Raw genomic sequence first — 16,156 nt, forward strand, 5'->3', positions numbered from 1 at the left:
CCATGCAGGGTCGTACCTTTTGGCAGGGACAGTGGAAATCCCTCGTTGCCATCCTTGCTGTCTTCCTGTTGTGCTTCTATTTACCCGTGGAGCAGTTGCAGCAGTGGCCGCGCCTGCATGCTGCTTTTTGGAATGCCCTCTATCTGGTGCGCTGGTATGCCCAAGAGCATGTCATTCTCTGCCTAGTGCCCGCCTTTTTTATTGCGGGGGCGATCGCCGTCTTTCTCAGCCAAGAGGCTGTGATGAAGTATCTAGGAGCAGAAGCCCCTAAGGCCTTGGCCTATGGCGTGGCAGCAGTTTCAGGCACCATTCTAGCGGTGTGCTCCTGCACGGTTTTGCCCCTCTTTGCCAGTATCTATCGGCGCGGCGCGGGATTGGGGCCAGCGATCGCCTTTCTCTACTCTGGGCCAGCCATTAATGTGCTGGCCATTATTCTCACTGCAAGAGTATTGGGGCTATCCTTGGGCGTGGCGCGGGCGATCGGGGCGATTCTCTTTAGTGTGGTGATTGGGCTGGTTATGCAAGCTCTCTTTCCTGGCCCCACCGCCGCACCTGCGGTTTCCCCTCCCTCACCCCCAAGCGATGACTCCCCACGCTCCTTGGGGCAGCAGGTGATCTTCTTTGCCGTGTTAGTGGGCATTTTGGTTTTTGCCAACTGGGCGCAAGCTACCACCGAGGCTCCCCTCTGGCAGGCGATCGCCCAAGGGAAGTGGTGGATCACCGGAGGCTTGGGTCTCATTCTGGCAAGCCTGTTGGTGTTTTGGTATCAACTCAACCTCTCCAAAGTATTGCTGGTCATCGGTGTTACTGCCGTCCTTGCCTGGCGATTTGGCTCCCAACCACTGCTTCCCTTTGGGGCTGCCATTGTAGGTTTGGGCTGGCTGACCAGTACCGCGCGGGGTGAGGCCAAAGCTTGGTTTGAATCCAGCTGGGAGTATGCCCAGCAAATTTTACCGCTCCTGTTGGTTGGGGTGCTCATTGCGGGTGCCCTACTGGGACGACCGGGGAGTGAAGCGCTCATTCCCAGTCAATGGATTACCCAAGCAGTCGGCGGTAACACCATAGGAGCAAATTTTGTGGCGGCGATCGCCGGCGCGTTCATGTACTTTGCCACCCTCACAGAAGTTCCGATCCTGCAAGGCCTACTCGCCAACGGGATGGGGCAAGGACCTGCCCTTGCGCTCCTCCTCGCTGGGCCAGCCCTATCTTTGCCCAATATGCTGGTCATCCGCCAAATCATTGGCTGGCGTAAAACAGTGGCCTATGTGGTATTGGTTGTGCTCATGGCAACCCTGTGCGGCTTTGGCTACGGCTACTTTTGGGGCTGACGCGGATTCGCTAGACTGAGGCTAGGTTTTGGGGAGGGAAAATGAGCTACGACTACGACCTGTTTGTGATTGGTGCTGGTTCGGGGGGATTAGCAGCCTCGAAACGGGCAGCTTCCTACGGTGCCAAGGTAGCCATCGCTGAAGGGGATAAAGTCGGCGGCACCTGTGTCATGCGGGGTTGTATCCCCAAAAAGCTCATGGTCTATGGCTCCAAGTTTAGCCATCTCTTTGCGGATGCGGTTGGCTATGGCTGGCGGCCGGTTCGGGCCAAGGTGAATTGGGAACGCCTGATGCAGGCAGTGCACCAAGAAGTGAATCGCCTCAGCCAACTGCACATCAGCTACCTTGCCAAAGCCGGCGTTGAACTGCTACCCTTTTTTGCCCGCTTTGCCGATCCCCATACCCTCGAATTGGTGGATCGCCAAGGAGAGGTGCAGCAGCGAGTAACAGCAGCAAAAATCTTGATTGCTGTGGGGGGCGAAGCCATTAAGCCGAATGTCCCCGGCATTGAATACAGCATCACCTCCCGGGAGATGTTTTTACTGCCCAAGCAGCCCAAGCGCCTTGCGATTCTTGGCGGTGGCTACATTAGTGTTGAGTTTGCCGGCATTCTGCGTGGCTTGGGCACCGAGGTAATTCACTTTCTGCGGGGCGATCGCCCCCTTCGCCACTTTGATCAAGATATTCAAGATGGCGTTTATGAGGGGATGCTGCGCCACGGCGTTGATGTTCGTCCCCGCTGCCACATTAGTAGCTTGACCCTCACCCAAAAGGGCAAAATCCGCGTTCACTACGAACAGCAGGGACAGACCTATGAAACCAAAGTGGATGCCGTACTGTGTGCCGTTGGGCGGGCACCCAACCTCCAAGGACTGGGTCTAGAGCGAGCAGGGGTGCACCTGAGTGCCAACAGTGAAGGAATTGTGGCCATTCCTGTGGATGAATACTATCGCACCAATCAAGAGCACATTTTTGCAGTGGGGGACTGCACCAACCGCGTGAACCTTACCCCTGTGGCCATTGCGGAAGGTCGTGCCTTCGCGGATACTCAATTTGGCAACCAACCGCGCACCCTGAGTTATGAAAATATCCCTTCAGCGGTATTCTCCCAGCCAGAGGCAGCATCGGTGGGGCTGTCCGAGGCCCAAGCCAAGGCGAAATTAGGAGAAGACAAAGTCAAAATCTACCGTACTGCCTTTCGTCCTCTGTACTACAGCCTCAGCGGCCGCGAGGAAAAGGCAATCGTGAAGTTAGTGGTAGAAAAAGATACAGGGTGGGTGCTGGGTGCCCACATGGTGGGGGACAATGCCGCTGAAATCATTCAAGGAATTGCGATCGCCCTCAAAATGGGCGCCACCAAAAAGGACTTTGATGCCACTCTGGCTATTCACCCCTCGACGGCGGAGGAGTTCGTTACGCTGCGTTAGTGGCAACTTGCACGGGGCTGTGGAGCAGCTCTAGGGCTGCCAAATATTGCGGATCTGCGGCGGTGCCCATGGCCATTAGGTTCTCTGGAGCCTCAAGCACGCGTTGATCTGGCTCAATCCCCACTTTGTTGATGTTGTGGTGATTGGGGGTTTCATAGTAGGCAATGGTGACGGCAAGGCCAGAGCCATCGCTGAGGTTAAAGAGGGACTGAATCGAGCCTTTACCAAAGGTGCGATCGCCCACGAGTCGAGCACGGCCATGATCTTGCAGGGCGCCGGCCAAAATCTCACTAGCGCTGGCAGTACCGCCATTCACAAGGACGACGACGGGATCATGGGTGAGGGCAGTGCCACTGGCATTGAGGCTATCAATAATCCCTTGGCGATCGACGGTATAGGCAATCACCCCCGAATCCAACCACAGTTGGGCAATCTCTACCCCCGCCTGCAACAGCCCGCCCGGATTATTGCGCAGATCAAGAATGTACTCCTCTGCCCCCTGTTGTTCTAGCCTCTGAATCGCTTTGCGCATTTCTGTTGCTGCCATGGCACTAAACTGACCAAGGCGAATATAGCCAAGGGTGTGCCCCTGCACCTGACGTGCTTCGGCAATGACTGGATTAATTTCAATGTGTCCCCGTTGCAGCGTGATTTCTTGAGGGGCTTCACTGCCCCGTTGTAGCAACAGGTGCACAGCAGAACCAGCAGCTCCCCGCATGCGCTCAGCAGCTTCATCGAGGCTGAGCTGGTTGGTGGAGACACCATCAATGGCCAGAATGCGATCGCGGGGTTGAATACCAGCCTTGGCAGCAGGGGAGCCATCAATGGGAGCAATCACTTCAAGGACACCGCTTTCAGGATCCGTACTAATTTGTAAGCCGACGCCGGTCAATTCGCCAGCGGTGGTCGTTTGTAGGCTACGAAATTGGGCTGGTCGCAGGAAGCGGGTAAAGGGATCCTCAAGAGTGGCCAGCATTTTCTCGATGGCTGTATAGGTGGCCTCGCGATTGGGAAGGGGACGTTTCAGCGCTTTTTCGCGCACCAGCCACCAGTTTTGGCCATTAAAGGAGGGATCCACATAGGCTTGGTTGACAATGCGCCACGCCTCATTAAAGAGTTTTTGTTCCTCTGTGAGGGCGATCGCTGAGTCAGTGGCGAAAAGGCTCCAGACCCCCACGAGGACAACCCAAAAACAAATGAAACGGTGTAGCCAACGCAGCCCCATTCCTTCACCTACTGATTGCTTCTTTTTCCTAAGCTAGCACTAGAAAAATGTTTCGGAAGACACAGTTAATTTTTGAGCACAACCTTGGGCTGCAGGCGATCGCCCCCACTAAGGCCAATGCCTACACAAGTACCGCCAAACGTGACGCCAACGAAACTTTCCGCCGGGGGTAGCCCCTCACCAACCACGGCGCGGCCATGGTACCAGTCGTTGAGCTGGGCCTCATTCAGTTCAAGCCAAGGCAGATGAGAGAGAACCGCCTGCGGCGATTGCAAGGGTACATGCTCTGGGGAAATGCTTTCTAGGGAATGGCTCGCCTCAATTCTCAAGCCCCCACTTTCAATGCGTTGCAGTGCCGCCAAGGTTCCCCCCACTCCTAAGGCTGCCCCCAAGTCACGGGCAATGGCGCGAATATAAGTGCCACCGCCACAGACAATGCGTAGGGTGAGTTCGGGATGATGCCCCGCTTGCCAATGCAACACTTCAATCTCGTAAACTTCGACGGTACGCGGCGGAACGCTCACCATTTCACCTGCACGGGCACGGGCATAGAGCCGCTGGCCCTCCACTTGAATGGCACTGTAGGCTGGGGGCAATTGCTCAATCTCCCCAATAAATTGCGGAAGCTGTTCCTCAATGGCCTCGCGGGTGAGGTGACTGGCTGACTGCTCTTGGCAAATATCCCCCGTAATATCATCCGTGGTTGTGGTGAGGCCAAAGCGTACTGTGCCAATATAGGCCTTGCGATCGCTTAAATAGGGGAGAAGTCGGGTTGCCGCACCAAGGGCGATCGGCAACACCCCGGTGGCCATGGGATCCAATGTGCCACCATGGCCAATGCGCTTGAGTCGCAGCCGCTTGCGCAGGGCGTTAATGCAGTCGTGGGAGGTGCAGCCCGCAGGTTTATTCAGATTCAAAAAACCAAACATCACCAAACATCAGGGTGTGACTGTCCCTTGGGGACTGAGGGGCAACCCACTGACAAAGCGTTGCAGGGCAGCGATCGCCCGATTGTACTCAATTGTGGCACTGAGCAGGTTGCTCTGGGCTTGAACCAGAGCTGTTTCGGCATTACTCACCTCCAGTTGGGTACCCACTCCCGCTTGGAAGCGCAACCGCGCCAGCCGCAATCCCTCCGTGGCTTGGCGCACCGCCACCTCACTGGTGCGGATATTTTCCTGACTTGACTTGAGGGTGTAGTAGGCCTGCTCTACTTGGAAACGAATTAAGTTGCGAAAGGCGGCATACTGGGCTTCCGCGATCGCGGCGGCACTTTCCTGCTGGGCAGCACTGGCACGGGAGACGCCCCCATCAAAGAGCGTCCAGTTCAGCTGACCCCCAATGGTATATCCCCACCGCGGTGCCCTCCTATCGGTGAGGTCATCAAGGGTGTTGAAGCTGCCGCCCACCACCAACTGGGGCTGCAAATTCGCCAGGGCCACCCGTCGCTGCTGAAGTGCCGCATTCCGCTGCGTCAGTTGCTGCTCTAGCTCCACCCGCTGGCGCAGGGCGAGGGCAATAGTTTCCTCAAGGGAAAGCGTCCATTCTCCCACCACGCGAATTGGATCCGCCGCCCGCACATTGGCCTTGTCATTGAGACTGAGCACCTGGGCCAATTGGCGTTGCGCTGTTTGCAGTTGGCTTTGGGCTTGCACAAGTTGCTGTTGGTTATTGGCCAGTTGCACTTGGGCGGTGAGTACCTCAAATTGGGTGCCTAGGCCAGTCCGCTCACGGGCGATCGCATCCCGCAGACTCACCTGCGAATTTTGGACAGCAGCTTCGGCAATGCGCACAAGCGCTTCCGCCTGCTGGATGTTGTAGTAGGCATTGGTGACCTCCTGACGCAGTTGTTCTAGTTCTCGCTGGAGGTCGAGTTCGGCATTGCGCACCTGTTCCTGAGCCGCTTTGATACTGGCATCCCGTTGACCCGCCGTGAAAAGGTTGTATCCCAGTTGTACGGTACTTGTCCAAGTGTTGCTGGTGCTATTGGCCCGCAAGGGAGGCGGCAGTTGGGCATTTTGCAGACGAATGGCGGCTGAGTCGGTACGGTTAATCCCCAACTGCAAGGAAATCGTGGGGTAAAGGGCAGCCTCGGCTTGGCGCAGCACCGCCCGACTTTGTTGCAGTTGCGCCTCAAGGATTTGCAGTTGACGATTATTGCGCCGCGCTAGTTCAAGGGCTTCGTTGAGGGTAATCGGGCGATCCAAATCAATTTTTACTTGATCGGGACGACTGGGGAGATAGAGGGGATCGGGATGGGGATTGAGGGGTAAAAGCTCGCTTGCTGTAGGAGCAGGTTGGGCGATCGCTCCCCCAGTGAGGGTAATCAAGACCCCCACAAGGCTCCCCAGCAGCAGATTGCTTTGTTGGCAGATGGATTGTTGACCCATGCTCACTCCCGACACACTTACAGCTGCGCTCTACCAGATAAGACTATACCAGTCCTTTCCCAAGGCATCCTGCCCCCAAAGGCGGTACACTGTCCTTTAAGTGGCTTTAATTGGCCTCACTTCGGCAAACCGCAAGGTTTGATTCCCCCCTGTGGCAACCTTTTTACGCACTTGGAGCTATCAATATCCGTGGCTGTATGACGCCATTAGCGCCCTTGCCGCAATCGCAGTTGGCGGGAGCGATCGCCTGCATCGGTTGGCTTGGCAGGATTTGGATTTACCCCGCAGTGCCGTCGTTTTAGACCTTTGCTGTGCCCATGGCGTTGTCACGAAAGCCTTAACTCAAGCCTTTGATCAGGTGATCGGATTGGATGCCTCCCCACGGGCGATCGCCCGTGCCCGAAAGCGGGTGCCCCAAGCCACCTATGTAGAAGCCTTTGCGGAGCAGATGCCCTTTGCCGATGCCACTTTTGATCTTGTCCACATCAGCATGGCGCTCCACGAAATGACCCCGCAGCAACGGCGTGCCATCTTGGCGGAAGTGCGGCGAGTGCTTAAGCCCGGCGGCTGGTTTGCCCTGATTGATTTTCATCCTCCCGAAGTGCCCCTCTTTTGGCCGGGGATGGCCCTCTTTTTCTGGCTCTTTGAAACGGAAACCGCTTGGCAACTGCTGCAAATAGACTTGCCCCAACAACTTAAAGAAAATAAATTTCTCCTTGAAAGGAAAGCTTATGTGTTAGGACGTAGCCTACAAGTGCTTCAGGCTCGTAAACCCCTGAGTCTCATCGCAGACTAGAATATCCAAAACCCACAGGTAACTGTTTCAAGGAATGGCGTATTCACTGCCCCAACAGGAAGTGATAAGAGTGAGTCAGACGCAATTTGTGGGATAGACTGAGGCGCTTGAAGTTTCGATGCTATAGTGTTAATGAACCCTTGATCGCCTGAACTTGAATCGCAAAGGATTCTTTTATGACCATTCATTCTAATTGCTTGCTTTGCCAATCATCTAATTTAAAAAAATTAGGAAGATACTACAATAGTCATCAGATTGTAAAGTGCCAAGATTGTAGTTTTGTATTTATTGAGAAAGTTCCCTCAGAGGAAGAATTAAAACAATACTACTCTATTTATTGTTATGCAGAAGACAAACCTGTATCCCCGATTACCATTAAGCGCTATCACGAGCTTTTAGAGGAGTTTGAAATCTACCGCCATAGCAATCAAATTCTTGAAGTAGGTTGTGGGAAAGGTGATTTTTTACTAGAGGCAAGAAAAAATTATTGGGAGGTGCAAGGAACCGAACTCTCGGAAAGAGGTGCTCAATTGTGTATTGATAAAGGCATTAGAACTCATTACGGCACCTTGCGGGAGGATTTATTTCCCTCTAACTACTTTGATGTAATTGTTGCAATTGAAGTAATTGAGCATATCAACAATCCTAAAGAATTCATCTGCCAAATTTTTAGATTCTTACGGCCGGGGGGGATTTTTTATTGTACAACTCCCAACTTTAATTCAATCGTTAGGTATATTTTGCAAGAAAAATATTCGGTTATCAATTATCCCGAACACCTCTGCTATTATACTCCGAAAACACTTAAGGAGCTACTGGTTAAGAATGGATTTTTGTGCAAAAAAGTTGAGACAACAGGAATTGATTTTGATAGACTATTTCCCAAGAAAGGGTTAAAGAATCTCCTAAGAGTAGATAATGAAAAGATCAGAATCGCAACAGAGAAGAATTTACTCCTCAACCTCGCCAAACGGGCTGCCAATTTCATACTGGCTACTACCAGCTTAGGTGTAACACTTCGGGGATACTTCGTAAAAGGTTATTTGTAAGCTTACAGTTGAATTTGCTGTGGAGAACGATTAAGATATTACGGACAACTGGTTAAGAGTAAGCCCGATAGCAATGGTTCGTTCACTGCCCCAACTGCAGATCATCTTAGAAACAAAGGCTGAATTTGTCGCGCGTCACATTGGCATCACCCCTACCGATCTCCCTGACATGTTGGGTCTAGTGGGGTATGCCAACCTTGAGGAATTGATCCATGCCGTTATTCCCCCCGAAATTCGCTTGCAGCGTCCCTTGGCAGTTGGGGAGGGTCTGAGTGAACCCGCAGCGCTGAAAAAGCTACGCGCAATTGCAGAGAAAAACCAAATTTGGCGCAGCTACATTGGCATGGGCTATTACAACTGCATCACACCACCAGTAATTCAGCGCAACATTCTGGAAAACCCCGGCTGGTACACCCAGTACACCCCCTACCAAGCAGAAATTGCCCAAGGACGCCTCGAAGCGCTCCTCAACTTTCAAACCTTGGTGAGCGATCTGACGGGGCTACCCATTGCCAATGCTTCCCTCCTCGATGAAGCAACTGCTGCCGCTGAAGCCATGACCTTGAGCTTGAATGCCTGCCGTCAAAAGGGCGCCAACCGCTTCTTGGTGGCACAGGATTGCCATCCCCAAACCTTGGCTGTGCTGCGCACCCGTGCTCTGCCCTTGGGCATTGAAATCGTGCCAGTTGATCCCCTCGCTGCGGAGCTGCCTTGGGAGAATGCCTTTGGTCTGCTGCTGCAATATCCTGCTAGCGATGGCGCGGTGCGATCGCCCCAAGCCCTGATTGCCGCTGCCCATGCGCGGGGACTTGTGGTCACGGTGGCCACCGACTTGCTGGCCTTGACACTGCTGACGCCGCCGGGGGAATTGGGGGCGGATATTGCCGTCGGCAGTTCCCAGCGGTTTGGTGTGCCCTTGGGCTATGGCGGACCCCATGCGGCTTTCTTTGCCACCCGTGAGGAATTTAAGCGGCAGTTGCCGGGACGACTGGTGGGGGTTTCCCGTGATGCCCTTGGTCAAAAGGCCTTGCGCCTTGCGCTGCAAACCCGTGAGCAGCACATCCGCCGTGAGAAGGCCACCAGCAATATCTGCACTGCCCAAGTTTTGCTGGCGGTGGTGGCCAGTATGTACGCCGTCTATCATGGTCCAGAGGGGCTGCGGCAAATTGCTGAGCGCATCCATCAACGGGCAGTGACCCTCGCTGCAGGCTTGGAGGCAGCGGGGTATCAGCTCTACCATGCTCAATTTTTTGACACCCTACGCATTGGCCTCGGAAATTTGCCAATATCTTTGCTCAAAGCGCGGGCGGCAGCGGCGCAGATTAACCTGCGCTACTTTGAGGATGGCAGTGTCGGCATCAGCTTGGATGAGACCACGACCAAGGAAGATGTGGCGGATTTACTAGCGCTGTTTGGGGCTAGTCCTGTGGCAGTTCAAGGGTGCGATCGCCTGCCGCCAACCCTAAAACGCCAATCGGTTTACCTGCAGCACCCAGTCTTTCAGGAGTACCACAGTGAACACGCCCTGCTGCGCTACATGCACCGCCTGCAGGCCAAGGATCTCTCCCTCACCACCTCAATGATCCCCCTAGGTTCCTGCACCATGAAGCTCAATGCGGCGGCGGAAATGCTGCCCATCAGTTGGCCAGAATTCAATCAAATGCATCCTTTTGTGCCGCCAGAGCAAGCCCAAGGCTATCGGCAACTGTTTCAAGAGCTAGAGGCGATGCTGGCCGAAATCACCGGCTTTGAGGCCATTTCTCTACAGCCCAATGCTGGCTCCCAAGGGGAATATGCCGGACTCTTGGTGATTCGCCAGTACCACCACAGCCGCGGCGAACCCCAGCGCAATGTCTGTTTAATTCCCACCTCGGCCCATGGCACCAATCCGGCCAGTGCGGTGATGGCCGGCATGCAAGTGGTGGCAGTGAATTGTGATGCCCAAGGCAATATTGATGTGGTAGATTTAGCAGCCAAGGCGGAAACCTATAGCGATCGCCTAGCAGCGTTGATGATTACCTATCCCTCGACCCATGGCGTTTTTGAAACGGAAATTCGCCACATCTGCGAAATCATCCATCGTCACGGCGGTCAAGTCTATATGGATGGTGCCAACATGAATGCCCAAGTGGGGCTGTGCCGTCCGGGTGACTTTGGTGCTGATGTCTGTCATTTGAATCTCCATAAAACCTTCTGCATTCCCCATGGGGGTGGCGGACCCGGTGTCGGACCCATCGGGGTGAAAGCCCACTTAGCGCCCTTCTTACCCACCACCCAAGTCATTCCCCAAGGATCAGAAATTGGCCCGGTGACCGCAGCCCCTTGGGGCAGTGCCAGTATTTTGCCGATTTCATGGATGTACATCACTCTCATGGGGGGGGTGGGGCTGACGCGAGCCACGGCGATCGCCATCCTCAATGCCAACTACATCGCCAAGCGCCTTGAACCCTACTACCCAATTCTCTACAAAGGGGCCCAGGGGTTGGTTGCCCACGAGTGCATTCTCGATCTACGCCCATTGAAAAAATCGGCGGGCATAGAGGTAGAGGATATTGCCAAGCGGCTAATGGACTACGGCTTCCATGCGCCTACTATCTCTTGGCCCGTACCGGGAACCATGATGATTGAACCTACCGAAAGTGAGACCAAGGCGGAATTGGATCGCTTCTGTGAGGCAATGATTGCCATCCGTCGGGAAATTGCGGAGATTGAGGCGGGGGTGAGCGATCGCCAGCACAATCCCCTGAAGCATGCCCCCCATCCAGCCCTGATGCTGGTTCAAGACCCTTGGCCCTATCCCTATTCGCGGCAAGTCGCGGCCTACCCGGCGCCTTGGCTGCGGGAGTACAAATTCTGGCCGGCCGTTGCCCGCATTGACAATGCCTATGGCGATCGCCATCTAGTGTGTAGCTGCTCAACCCCCCTCACGGCTCCAGAGTCTTAAGCAAAGCTGAAACTTCGGCAACGGTCGCCTGTTTTCCTTGTCGAAGCCGAAAGGAGGTTGCTAAAAGTAAGGCAGGTCAACTTCTAAGGGGTCTTATGACAGTGGATAGCCTCGATACCGTTGTTCTCTCCCGTTGGCAGTTTGCCCTCACGGCCATGTTTCACATGCTTTGGCCGGTCTTAACGACGGGCATGAGTATTTACCTCGTGGTCATTGAGGGCCTGTGGCTGAAAACCAAAAACTTAGCCTACTATCACCATGCGCGCTTTTGGTCAAAGCTGTACATCCTCAACTTTGGCATAGGGGTGGCGTCGGGGCTACCCATGGCCTTTCAGTTTGGGCTAAACTGGGCACCCTTCTCGGAAGCGGTGGGGGATTTCTTTGGCACCGTTTTGGGCTTTGAGGGCACCATGGCCTTCATGCTGGAAGCCAGCTTCCTCGGCATTATGATTTTTGGTTGGCAACGGGTGCCCCCGGTGATGCACTGGATTTCCACCATCTGTGTTGCTTTTGGGGCTAACCTGTCTACCTTCTGGATTCTCTGCGCCAACTCATGGCTGCAGACCCCGGCCGGGGGGGTGTTTGTCGAGGGGAAATTCCGCGTCCAAGACTACTTCCAAGCGATCGCTAACCCCTTCATGGTCAAAAGCTTTGCCCACATGTTCTTTGCCACCCTTGAAACGTCGCTTTTTGTGATTGGTGGTATCAGTGCTTGGTATTTACTGCAAAACCGCCTGCCCAATTTCTTTACCAAATCCCTGAAGGTGGTGTTGGTCATGGCCTTGGTGATTGCGCCCCTACAAGTTTTTGTCGGCCACTTGAGTGCTGAGCAGGTCTATCACTACCAACCGGCCAAATTAGCTGCCATGGAAGCCCTCTGGGAAACGGTGCCAGCGGGTACCCCTGCAGACTGGAGTTTGATTGCCCTCCCCAATGAGGCCGCACAGGCAAACACCTTTGAAGTGAAAATTCCCGGCCTCCTCAGCTACCTACTGGAACTGAAGCCCAAGCTGGACATGCCAATTCTGGGTCTGAAGGAGTGGGCACCCAGCGATCGCCCCCATTTGATTGGCCTGATTTACTATTCCTTTCGCCTGATGGTGGCCATTGGTCTGTACCTTGCGGCTCTGGCGATCCTCACGATTGTTGTCTGGTGGCGCACGGGTCTGGAGGGCGATCGCCTGCGCAACTACAAGTGGCTGTGGTGGGGCTGGATTTTTGCAGGGCCGTTGGGGTATCTGGCCATCGAAGCAGGTTGGATGGTGCGCTGTGTGGGGCGACAACCTTGGGTTGTCTATGGCCAGTTGCGCACAGCGGACGCCGCCTCCCATTTACCGCCGCAAGTGGTGCTCTTTTCCTTGAGTGGTCTAGTTGCCCTTTACACGATTTTCTTCTTTGCCGCTCTTTTCTTTGGCAGTCGCATTATCCAAAAAGGCCCCAATGTGGCTCTGCCCGTCCCTGGTCTGCAGAATGCCGAACAACTGGAAATTCGCATCAAGCTGGCAGAGCACCAACCCGATCGCCGTCCCCTAGAGACTCAGCAATAAGGAGGTGGCCATGGAACCGAATCCCCTTGCTCCCTTAGAGCACTTTCTGCCTCAGGTGTGGTTTTTTATCCTTGGTCTGTTCCTGTTTCTCTACATTCTGCTGGATGGGTTTGATCTGGGCATTGGCATTCTCTCCCTCACCAGTAGTAATGAACAGCGCCGCAATATCCTCATGACCAGCCTTGGCAATGTTTGGGATGCCAATGAGACGTGGCTGGTATTGATGGGTGGATCACTATTTGGTGCCTTTCCCTTGGCCTATGCCACTATTCTTAATGCCCTTTACCTCCCCGCCGTAATTATGGTGGTGGGGTTGATTTTGCGGGCAGTGTCCTTTGAGTTTCGCGAGAATGCCAATAATAAACGGGTCTGGAACCTTGCTTTTGGCATTGGCAGCTTCTTGGCGGCCTTGGGGCAGGGCTTTGCGGTGGGCACCGTTTTTGAGGGCATCAAGGTCGATGCCGCCGGTCACTTTGCAGGTGGCATGTGGGATTGGTTGACGTGGCACTCGGTATTGGTGGCACTGACGTTGATTCAGGGCTATGTACTGATTGGGTCAACCTACCTGATTTACAAAACCACCGGCGAGTTGCAGCAAACCCACTATCGCACCGCCACAATTGCGGCGTGGACCACCTTTATCGGCGCTGTGCTAATTACCATCACCGCTCCCATTTTCCATGAGCACTTGCGTGCCCAACTGTTTCAGCCGCCGCTGTTTTACATTTTTGCGGCCATTCCCCTCCTAGGGGTCTTGCTGATTTTCCTGCTGCTGCGCAGTTTACAAAAGCGCGAAGAAGTCCTGCCCTTGGTGTGGACTTTTCTCCTGTTTCTGGTGTCCTTTATTGGTTTGGGCTTCGTCATTTTTCCCAATATCATTCCCCCCAGTGTCACCATTTATGAAGCCTCCGCCTCCCCCAGTGCCCAAGTCTTTATGCTGATTTTTGTGGCCTTCTTAATCCCGATTATGCTGGCCTACAATCTCTACAATTACTTGGTGTTCCGAGGCAAGGTGGTGGCTTAGGCACAGAAACAATCCAAGGGAAAACTGCAGTAACAAACTGGAAAAATAGGGGACAATAGCGAGATACAGCCCTTCTGTATCCATCAATGTCTTGCTGGCAAGTTGATCTTTACCGCCGACCCTTGCGTACTCCCAGTGGCTTTGACCTGTGGGAACTGGTGATTTGTGACCCTGATGAGAATTTTTACTACACGGCTTTTTGCCCACAGCCGCTGGTGAGTAGTGCCTGGGTTACCACCGAGTTCAAAAGTTGCGGTCAACCTCTACCAGAACGAGTACAGGTCTTTCGTCCCCAGACTTTAGGACTGGTGGAGGTGGCCTGCCAAGAACTGCAGATTCCCCTCGAAGCCACGCGCCGCACTCCTGCCCTCAAGCACTACCTGCGCCAACGCGCTCAGGAGTATCCCAGCCTGAAAACCTACACAGGGGAAACCTATGATCCGTTGGCGATCGAGCAGCCGCCGCCATTACCGCTGCCGGAGGAGATTTGGGGAGACTCTTGGCAATTTGCAGCCATTACCCCCCCGGACTTCGAACAACTGATGCAGTATCCGCTACGAATTCTGGCCTTTGATATGGCCATGTTGCCAGCGTCCCTAGGTTTGGCTCCCGAGACGTTGATTCCGGGCATTATTCTCTACGGTGGTCGCAAGTCCCTGAAGCTGGCGCGGTGGTTCCAAGAGCAGGTGCCCTATCGCTTAGAGTTTGTGCCAGGCCAGCCCTGTGGGGTGGTGTTGCACAGTGGCTTGCGCGATCGCTGGGTCTTTTTGACCTTTGACAATGCCGAAATGGCCAAGGCGGGAGAACTCTTTCGCGATCGCCTGCAATTTACTCAAGGTCTGCACTTTCTGCTCATTCAACCGACCCCCAGTGACATTACCTACACCGCCCTATGGCTGCTGCAGCCCCTCGAATAGCCTAAGATTTTTTTTTGAGTTGTACCTGTTCCAAGCTTTCCTGCAGGGCGCGGGTTTCCTCTAAAACCCTTTCAATGCCTTCAAGGTGAGTCTGGCGCACAAAACTAATTTTTACCTCCTCGAGCCACATCACCAGTAGCTCTTGAATGACCTTGCCTATCTGCTCCTCTTGCAGCTCTGCACTCAGGGTTTGACCAAATTTTTGGGCGAGTTGACTCACTAGTAATGCCCCCTCGCGGGGTGGATTGCCTTGGTTTTTGCTGGCTTGCTCCAATAGCAGAAAGAGGCGATCGCTAATCTCCTTCGCAAGGGACTGCCGCCAGTGGATCGGTAGCGCTTGAAGGGACGGAATTTCCAATAGCTGCCGATAGGGGAGGGCTTGCCGCAGCACCTGATCCACGCTGTAGGCCACCAAGGTTTCCACTTCCGGTCGCAGTTGAGGCAGCACGCGGTAAATGACTACCTGTCCAACCAAGGCCGCCAGTTCCCCCAGTTCATCAATGTCGTTGAGAGTCTTCTTGCTCCCTTGGACACCAGAAATACTCGGTAGCCAGCGACTCAATTGGCCGCGACGGATGGCCTTTTGCAGTTGGGTAAGCACTTGCAGAACAACCACTTCCGAAATATCGGTGGCGATCGCTGCCACTAAGCCCTGAGAGGCTTGCCGTTCAAGGCGATCCAAGCAAATCACATCCGCTTGATCAAGGCGAATCGTGACAGGGATAATCCGCAGCCATGCCCAAGGGGGTGCCAGCCACCAAAAGGGGAAAAAGAGCAAGACATCGTACCAACGCCAGACCATGGCATCCCACCAGCGGGCACCGCGATATTGCCGACTCAACCAAAACGTGCGCCCCAAGAACTCCACAAAAAAGAGGAGATTAAAGGGAATATCGAGGGTACCAAAGCGGTTGATAAAGTCACCATCCTCCCCATAGGCACGCCAGTAGTTGGTCGCCAGCAGGGGGATAATTTGCTGCTCAAACCAAGTGAGGTTGGCCTGCCAGTTTTGTTCATTGATATACTCGGGACTCCAAAAGCGCTCAAAGGACTGTTTTGCGGAGGCATCGCGACGGCCAAAAACCTTTAGCCGCATCAGGTTCTTAATTCGTTCAAGGGTGCCCGTCTTATTGGCCAAGGCAAAGGGGTTTGTCTCCACCAGTGTTGTGCTGTGCTGGCGCAACTGAGCCAACAGCTCTTGAGTGGCTGGAGCGTCCACACCTTGCTCAGCAATCGTTTGCCGCAGCTTGGCGATGGTTTCAATATAGGCTTGGGTGGTGCGGTGGGGTTCTATGCCTTTGATGGGATCGTACAGGGGAGTGATTTGCAGGGGCTGAGGTAAATAAATGACTCGCTGCAGCAGAGGAATGCGCACCTTGCCCAACAGCCAAAAATCCCGCAATGGAATATAGGTAAGGTCAAAAAGCACCAAGAGGAAATTGAGGCTGGCGATCGCCACCATGATCCGTTCATAGGTTCGATTGAGGGGCTTATCCAGCATCCTACTTC

General features: G+C 54.1%; 12 protein-coding genes. 8 read left to right on the forward strand and 4 right to left on the reverse strand.

Annotated features, from left to right (window positions below):
• Window positions 1-2 precede the first annotated feature (2 nt).
• Together ACK4HN_RS09400 and gor are read left to right on the forward strand one after the other, a co-directional pair.
• Window positions 3-1,328 carry a permease gene (locus ACK4HN_RS09400; RefSeq protein WP_409877563.1) on the forward strand — a complete coding sequence of 442 codons (1,326 nt, stop codon included), beginning with the start codon at window positions 3-5 and terminating at the stop codon, window positions 1,326-1,328.
• 41 nt (window positions 1,329-1,369) lie between these two features.
• Window positions 1,370-2,755, forward strand: coding sequence for a glutathione-disulfide reductase (gor, locus tag ACK4HN_RS09405; protein WP_409869364.1), 1,386 nt, complete (start codon window positions 1,370-1,372; stop codon window positions 2,753-2,755).
• Here the strand turns inward: gor and ctpA are convergent.
• The 3 genes from ctpA to ACK4HN_RS09420 form a co-directional block, all read right to left on the reverse strand.
• Window positions 2,742-3,980 carry a carboxyl-terminal processing protease CtpA gene (ctpA, locus tag ACK4HN_RS09410; protein WP_409869365.1) on the reverse strand — a complete coding sequence of 413 codons (1,239 nt, stop codon included), beginning with the start codon at window positions 3,978-3,980 and terminating at the stop codon, window positions 2,742-2,744. The two genes, gor and ctpA, sit on opposite strands and share 14 nt — an antisense overlap.
• Before the next feature lie 65 nt (window positions 3,981-4,045).
• Window positions 4,046-4,909, reverse strand: a complete 864-nt coding sequence (gene truB, locus ACK4HN_RS09415) for a tRNA pseudouridine(55) synthase TruB (RefSeq protein ID WP_409869366.1) — start codon at window positions 4,907-4,909, stop codon at window positions 4,046-4,048.
• Between the two features lie 9 nt (window positions 4,910-4,918).
• On the reverse strand, window positions 4,919-6,370 hold the full coding sequence (locus tag ACK4HN_RS09420) for a TolC family protein (protein WP_409869367.1): 1,452 nt from the start codon (window positions 6,368-6,370) through the stop codon (window positions 4,919-4,921).
• A 151-nt stretch (window positions 6,371-6,521) separates the two neighbouring features.
• Here ACK4HN_RS09420 and ACK4HN_RS09425 point away from each other — a divergent pair, with 151 nt between their 5' ends.
• The 6 genes from ACK4HN_RS09425 to ACK4HN_RS09450 all read left to right on the forward strand — a co-directional run bounded on the left by ACK4HN_RS09425 (window position 6,522) and on the right by ACK4HN_RS09450 (window position 14,647).
• On the forward strand, window positions 6,522-7,166 hold the full coding sequence (locus ACK4HN_RS09425; protein ID WP_409869368.1) for a class I SAM-dependent methyltransferase: 645 nt from the start codon (window positions 6,522-6,524) through the stop codon (window positions 7,164-7,166).
• 176 nt (window positions 7,167-7,342) lie between these two features.
• The gene (locus ACK4HN_RS09430) at window positions 7,343-8,215 is read left to right on the forward strand and encodes a methyltransferase domain-containing protein (protein WP_409869369.1); all 873 of its coding nucleotides are present in this window, start codon (window positions 7,343-7,345) and stop codon (window positions 8,213-8,215) included.
• Window positions 8,216-8,288: 73 nt separating this feature from the next.
• Window positions 8,289-11,159 carry an aminomethyl-transferring glycine dehydrogenase gene (gene gcvP / locus ACK4HN_RS09435; RefSeq protein ID WP_409869370.1) on the forward strand — a complete coding sequence of 957 codons (2,871 nt, stop codon included), beginning with the start codon at window positions 8,289-8,291 and terminating at the stop codon, window positions 11,157-11,159.
• A gap of 95 nt (window positions 11,160-11,254) precedes the next feature.
• On the forward strand, window positions 11,255-12,706 hold the full coding sequence (locus ACK4HN_RS09440; RefSeq protein ID WP_409869371.1) for a cytochrome ubiquinol oxidase subunit I: 1,452 nt from the start codon (window positions 11,255-11,257) through the stop codon (window positions 12,704-12,706).
• Window positions 12,707-12,716: 10 nt separating this feature from the next.
• Window positions 12,717-13,730 carry a cytochrome d ubiquinol oxidase subunit II gene (cydB, locus tag ACK4HN_RS09445; protein ID WP_409869372.1) on the forward strand — a complete coding sequence of 338 codons (1,014 nt, stop codon included), beginning with the start codon at window positions 12,717-12,719 and terminating at the stop codon, window positions 13,728-13,730.
• A gap of 86 nt (window positions 13,731-13,816) precedes the next feature.
• Window positions 13,817-14,647, forward strand: a complete 831-nt coding sequence (locus tag ACK4HN_RS09450) for a Tab2/Atab2 family RNA-binding protein (RefSeq protein ID WP_409869373.1) — start codon at window positions 13,817-13,819, stop codon at window positions 14,645-14,647.
• A gap of 1 nt (window position 14,648) precedes the next feature.
• Here the strand turns inward: ACK4HN_RS09450 and ACK4HN_RS09455 are convergent, their stop codons facing one another.
• Complete coding sequence (locus tag ACK4HN_RS09455) at window positions 14,649-16,148, reverse strand: hypothetical protein (RefSeq protein ID WP_409869374.1); 1,500 nt, start codon at window positions 16,146-16,148, stop codon at window positions 14,649-14,651.
• Window positions 16,149-16,156: the final 8 nt, after the last annotated feature.

The sequence above is a fragment of the Thermosynechococcus sp. genome (assembly GCF_046299655.1).
In the GTDB taxonomy this organism is placed as follows: Bacteria; Cyanobacteriota; Cyanobacteriia; order Thermosynechococcales; family Thermosynechococcaceae; genus Thermosynechococcus.

What these genes read in the sequence shown, in the direction of transcription:
- ACK4HN_RS09400 (WP_409877563.1), top strand. Translation starts at nt 3, where the DNA reads ATGCAGGGTCGTACCTTTTGGCAGGGACAGTGGAAATCCCTCGTTGCC.
- truB (WP_409869366.1), bottom strand. Translation starts at nt 4,909, where the DNA reads ATGTTTGGTTTTTTGAATCTGAATAAACCTGCGGGCTGCACCTCCCAC.
- ACK4HN_RS09455 (WP_409869374.1), bottom strand. Translation starts at nt 16,148, where the DNA reads ATGCTGGATAAGCCCCTCAATCGAACCTATGAACGGATCATGGTGGCG.
- ACK4HN_RS09450 (WP_409869373.1), top strand. Translation starts at nt 13,817, where the DNA reads ATGTCTTGCTGGCAAGTTGATCTTTACCGCCGACCCTTGCGTACTCCC.
- ACK4HN_RS09430 (WP_409869369.1), top strand. Translation starts at nt 7,343, where the DNA reads ATGACCATTCATTCTAATTGCTTGCTTTGCCAATCATCTAATTTAAAA.
- gor (WP_409869364.1), top strand. Translation starts at nt 1,370, where the DNA reads ATGAGCTACGACTACGACCTGTTTGTGATTGGTGCTGGTTCGGGGGGA.
- gcvP (WP_409869370.1), top strand. Translation starts at nt 8,289, where the DNA reads ATGGTTCGTTCACTGCCCCAACTGCAGATCATCTTAGAAACAAAGGCT.
- ACK4HN_RS09440 (WP_409869371.1), top strand. Translation starts at nt 11,255, where the DNA reads ATGACAGTGGATAGCCTCGATACCGTTGTTCTCTCCCGTTGGCAGTTT.
- ctpA (WP_409869365.1), bottom strand. Translation starts at nt 3,980, where the DNA reads ATGGGGCTGCGTTGGCTACACCGTTTCATTTGTTTTTGGGTTGTCCTC.
- cydB (WP_409869372.1), top strand. Translation starts at nt 12,717, where the DNA reads ATGGAACCGAATCCCCTTGCTCCCTTAGAGCACTTTCTGCCTCAGGTG.
- ACK4HN_RS09420 (WP_409869367.1), bottom strand. Translation starts at nt 6,370, where the DNA reads ATGGGTCAACAATCCATCTGCCAACAAAGCAATCTGCTGCTGGGGAGC.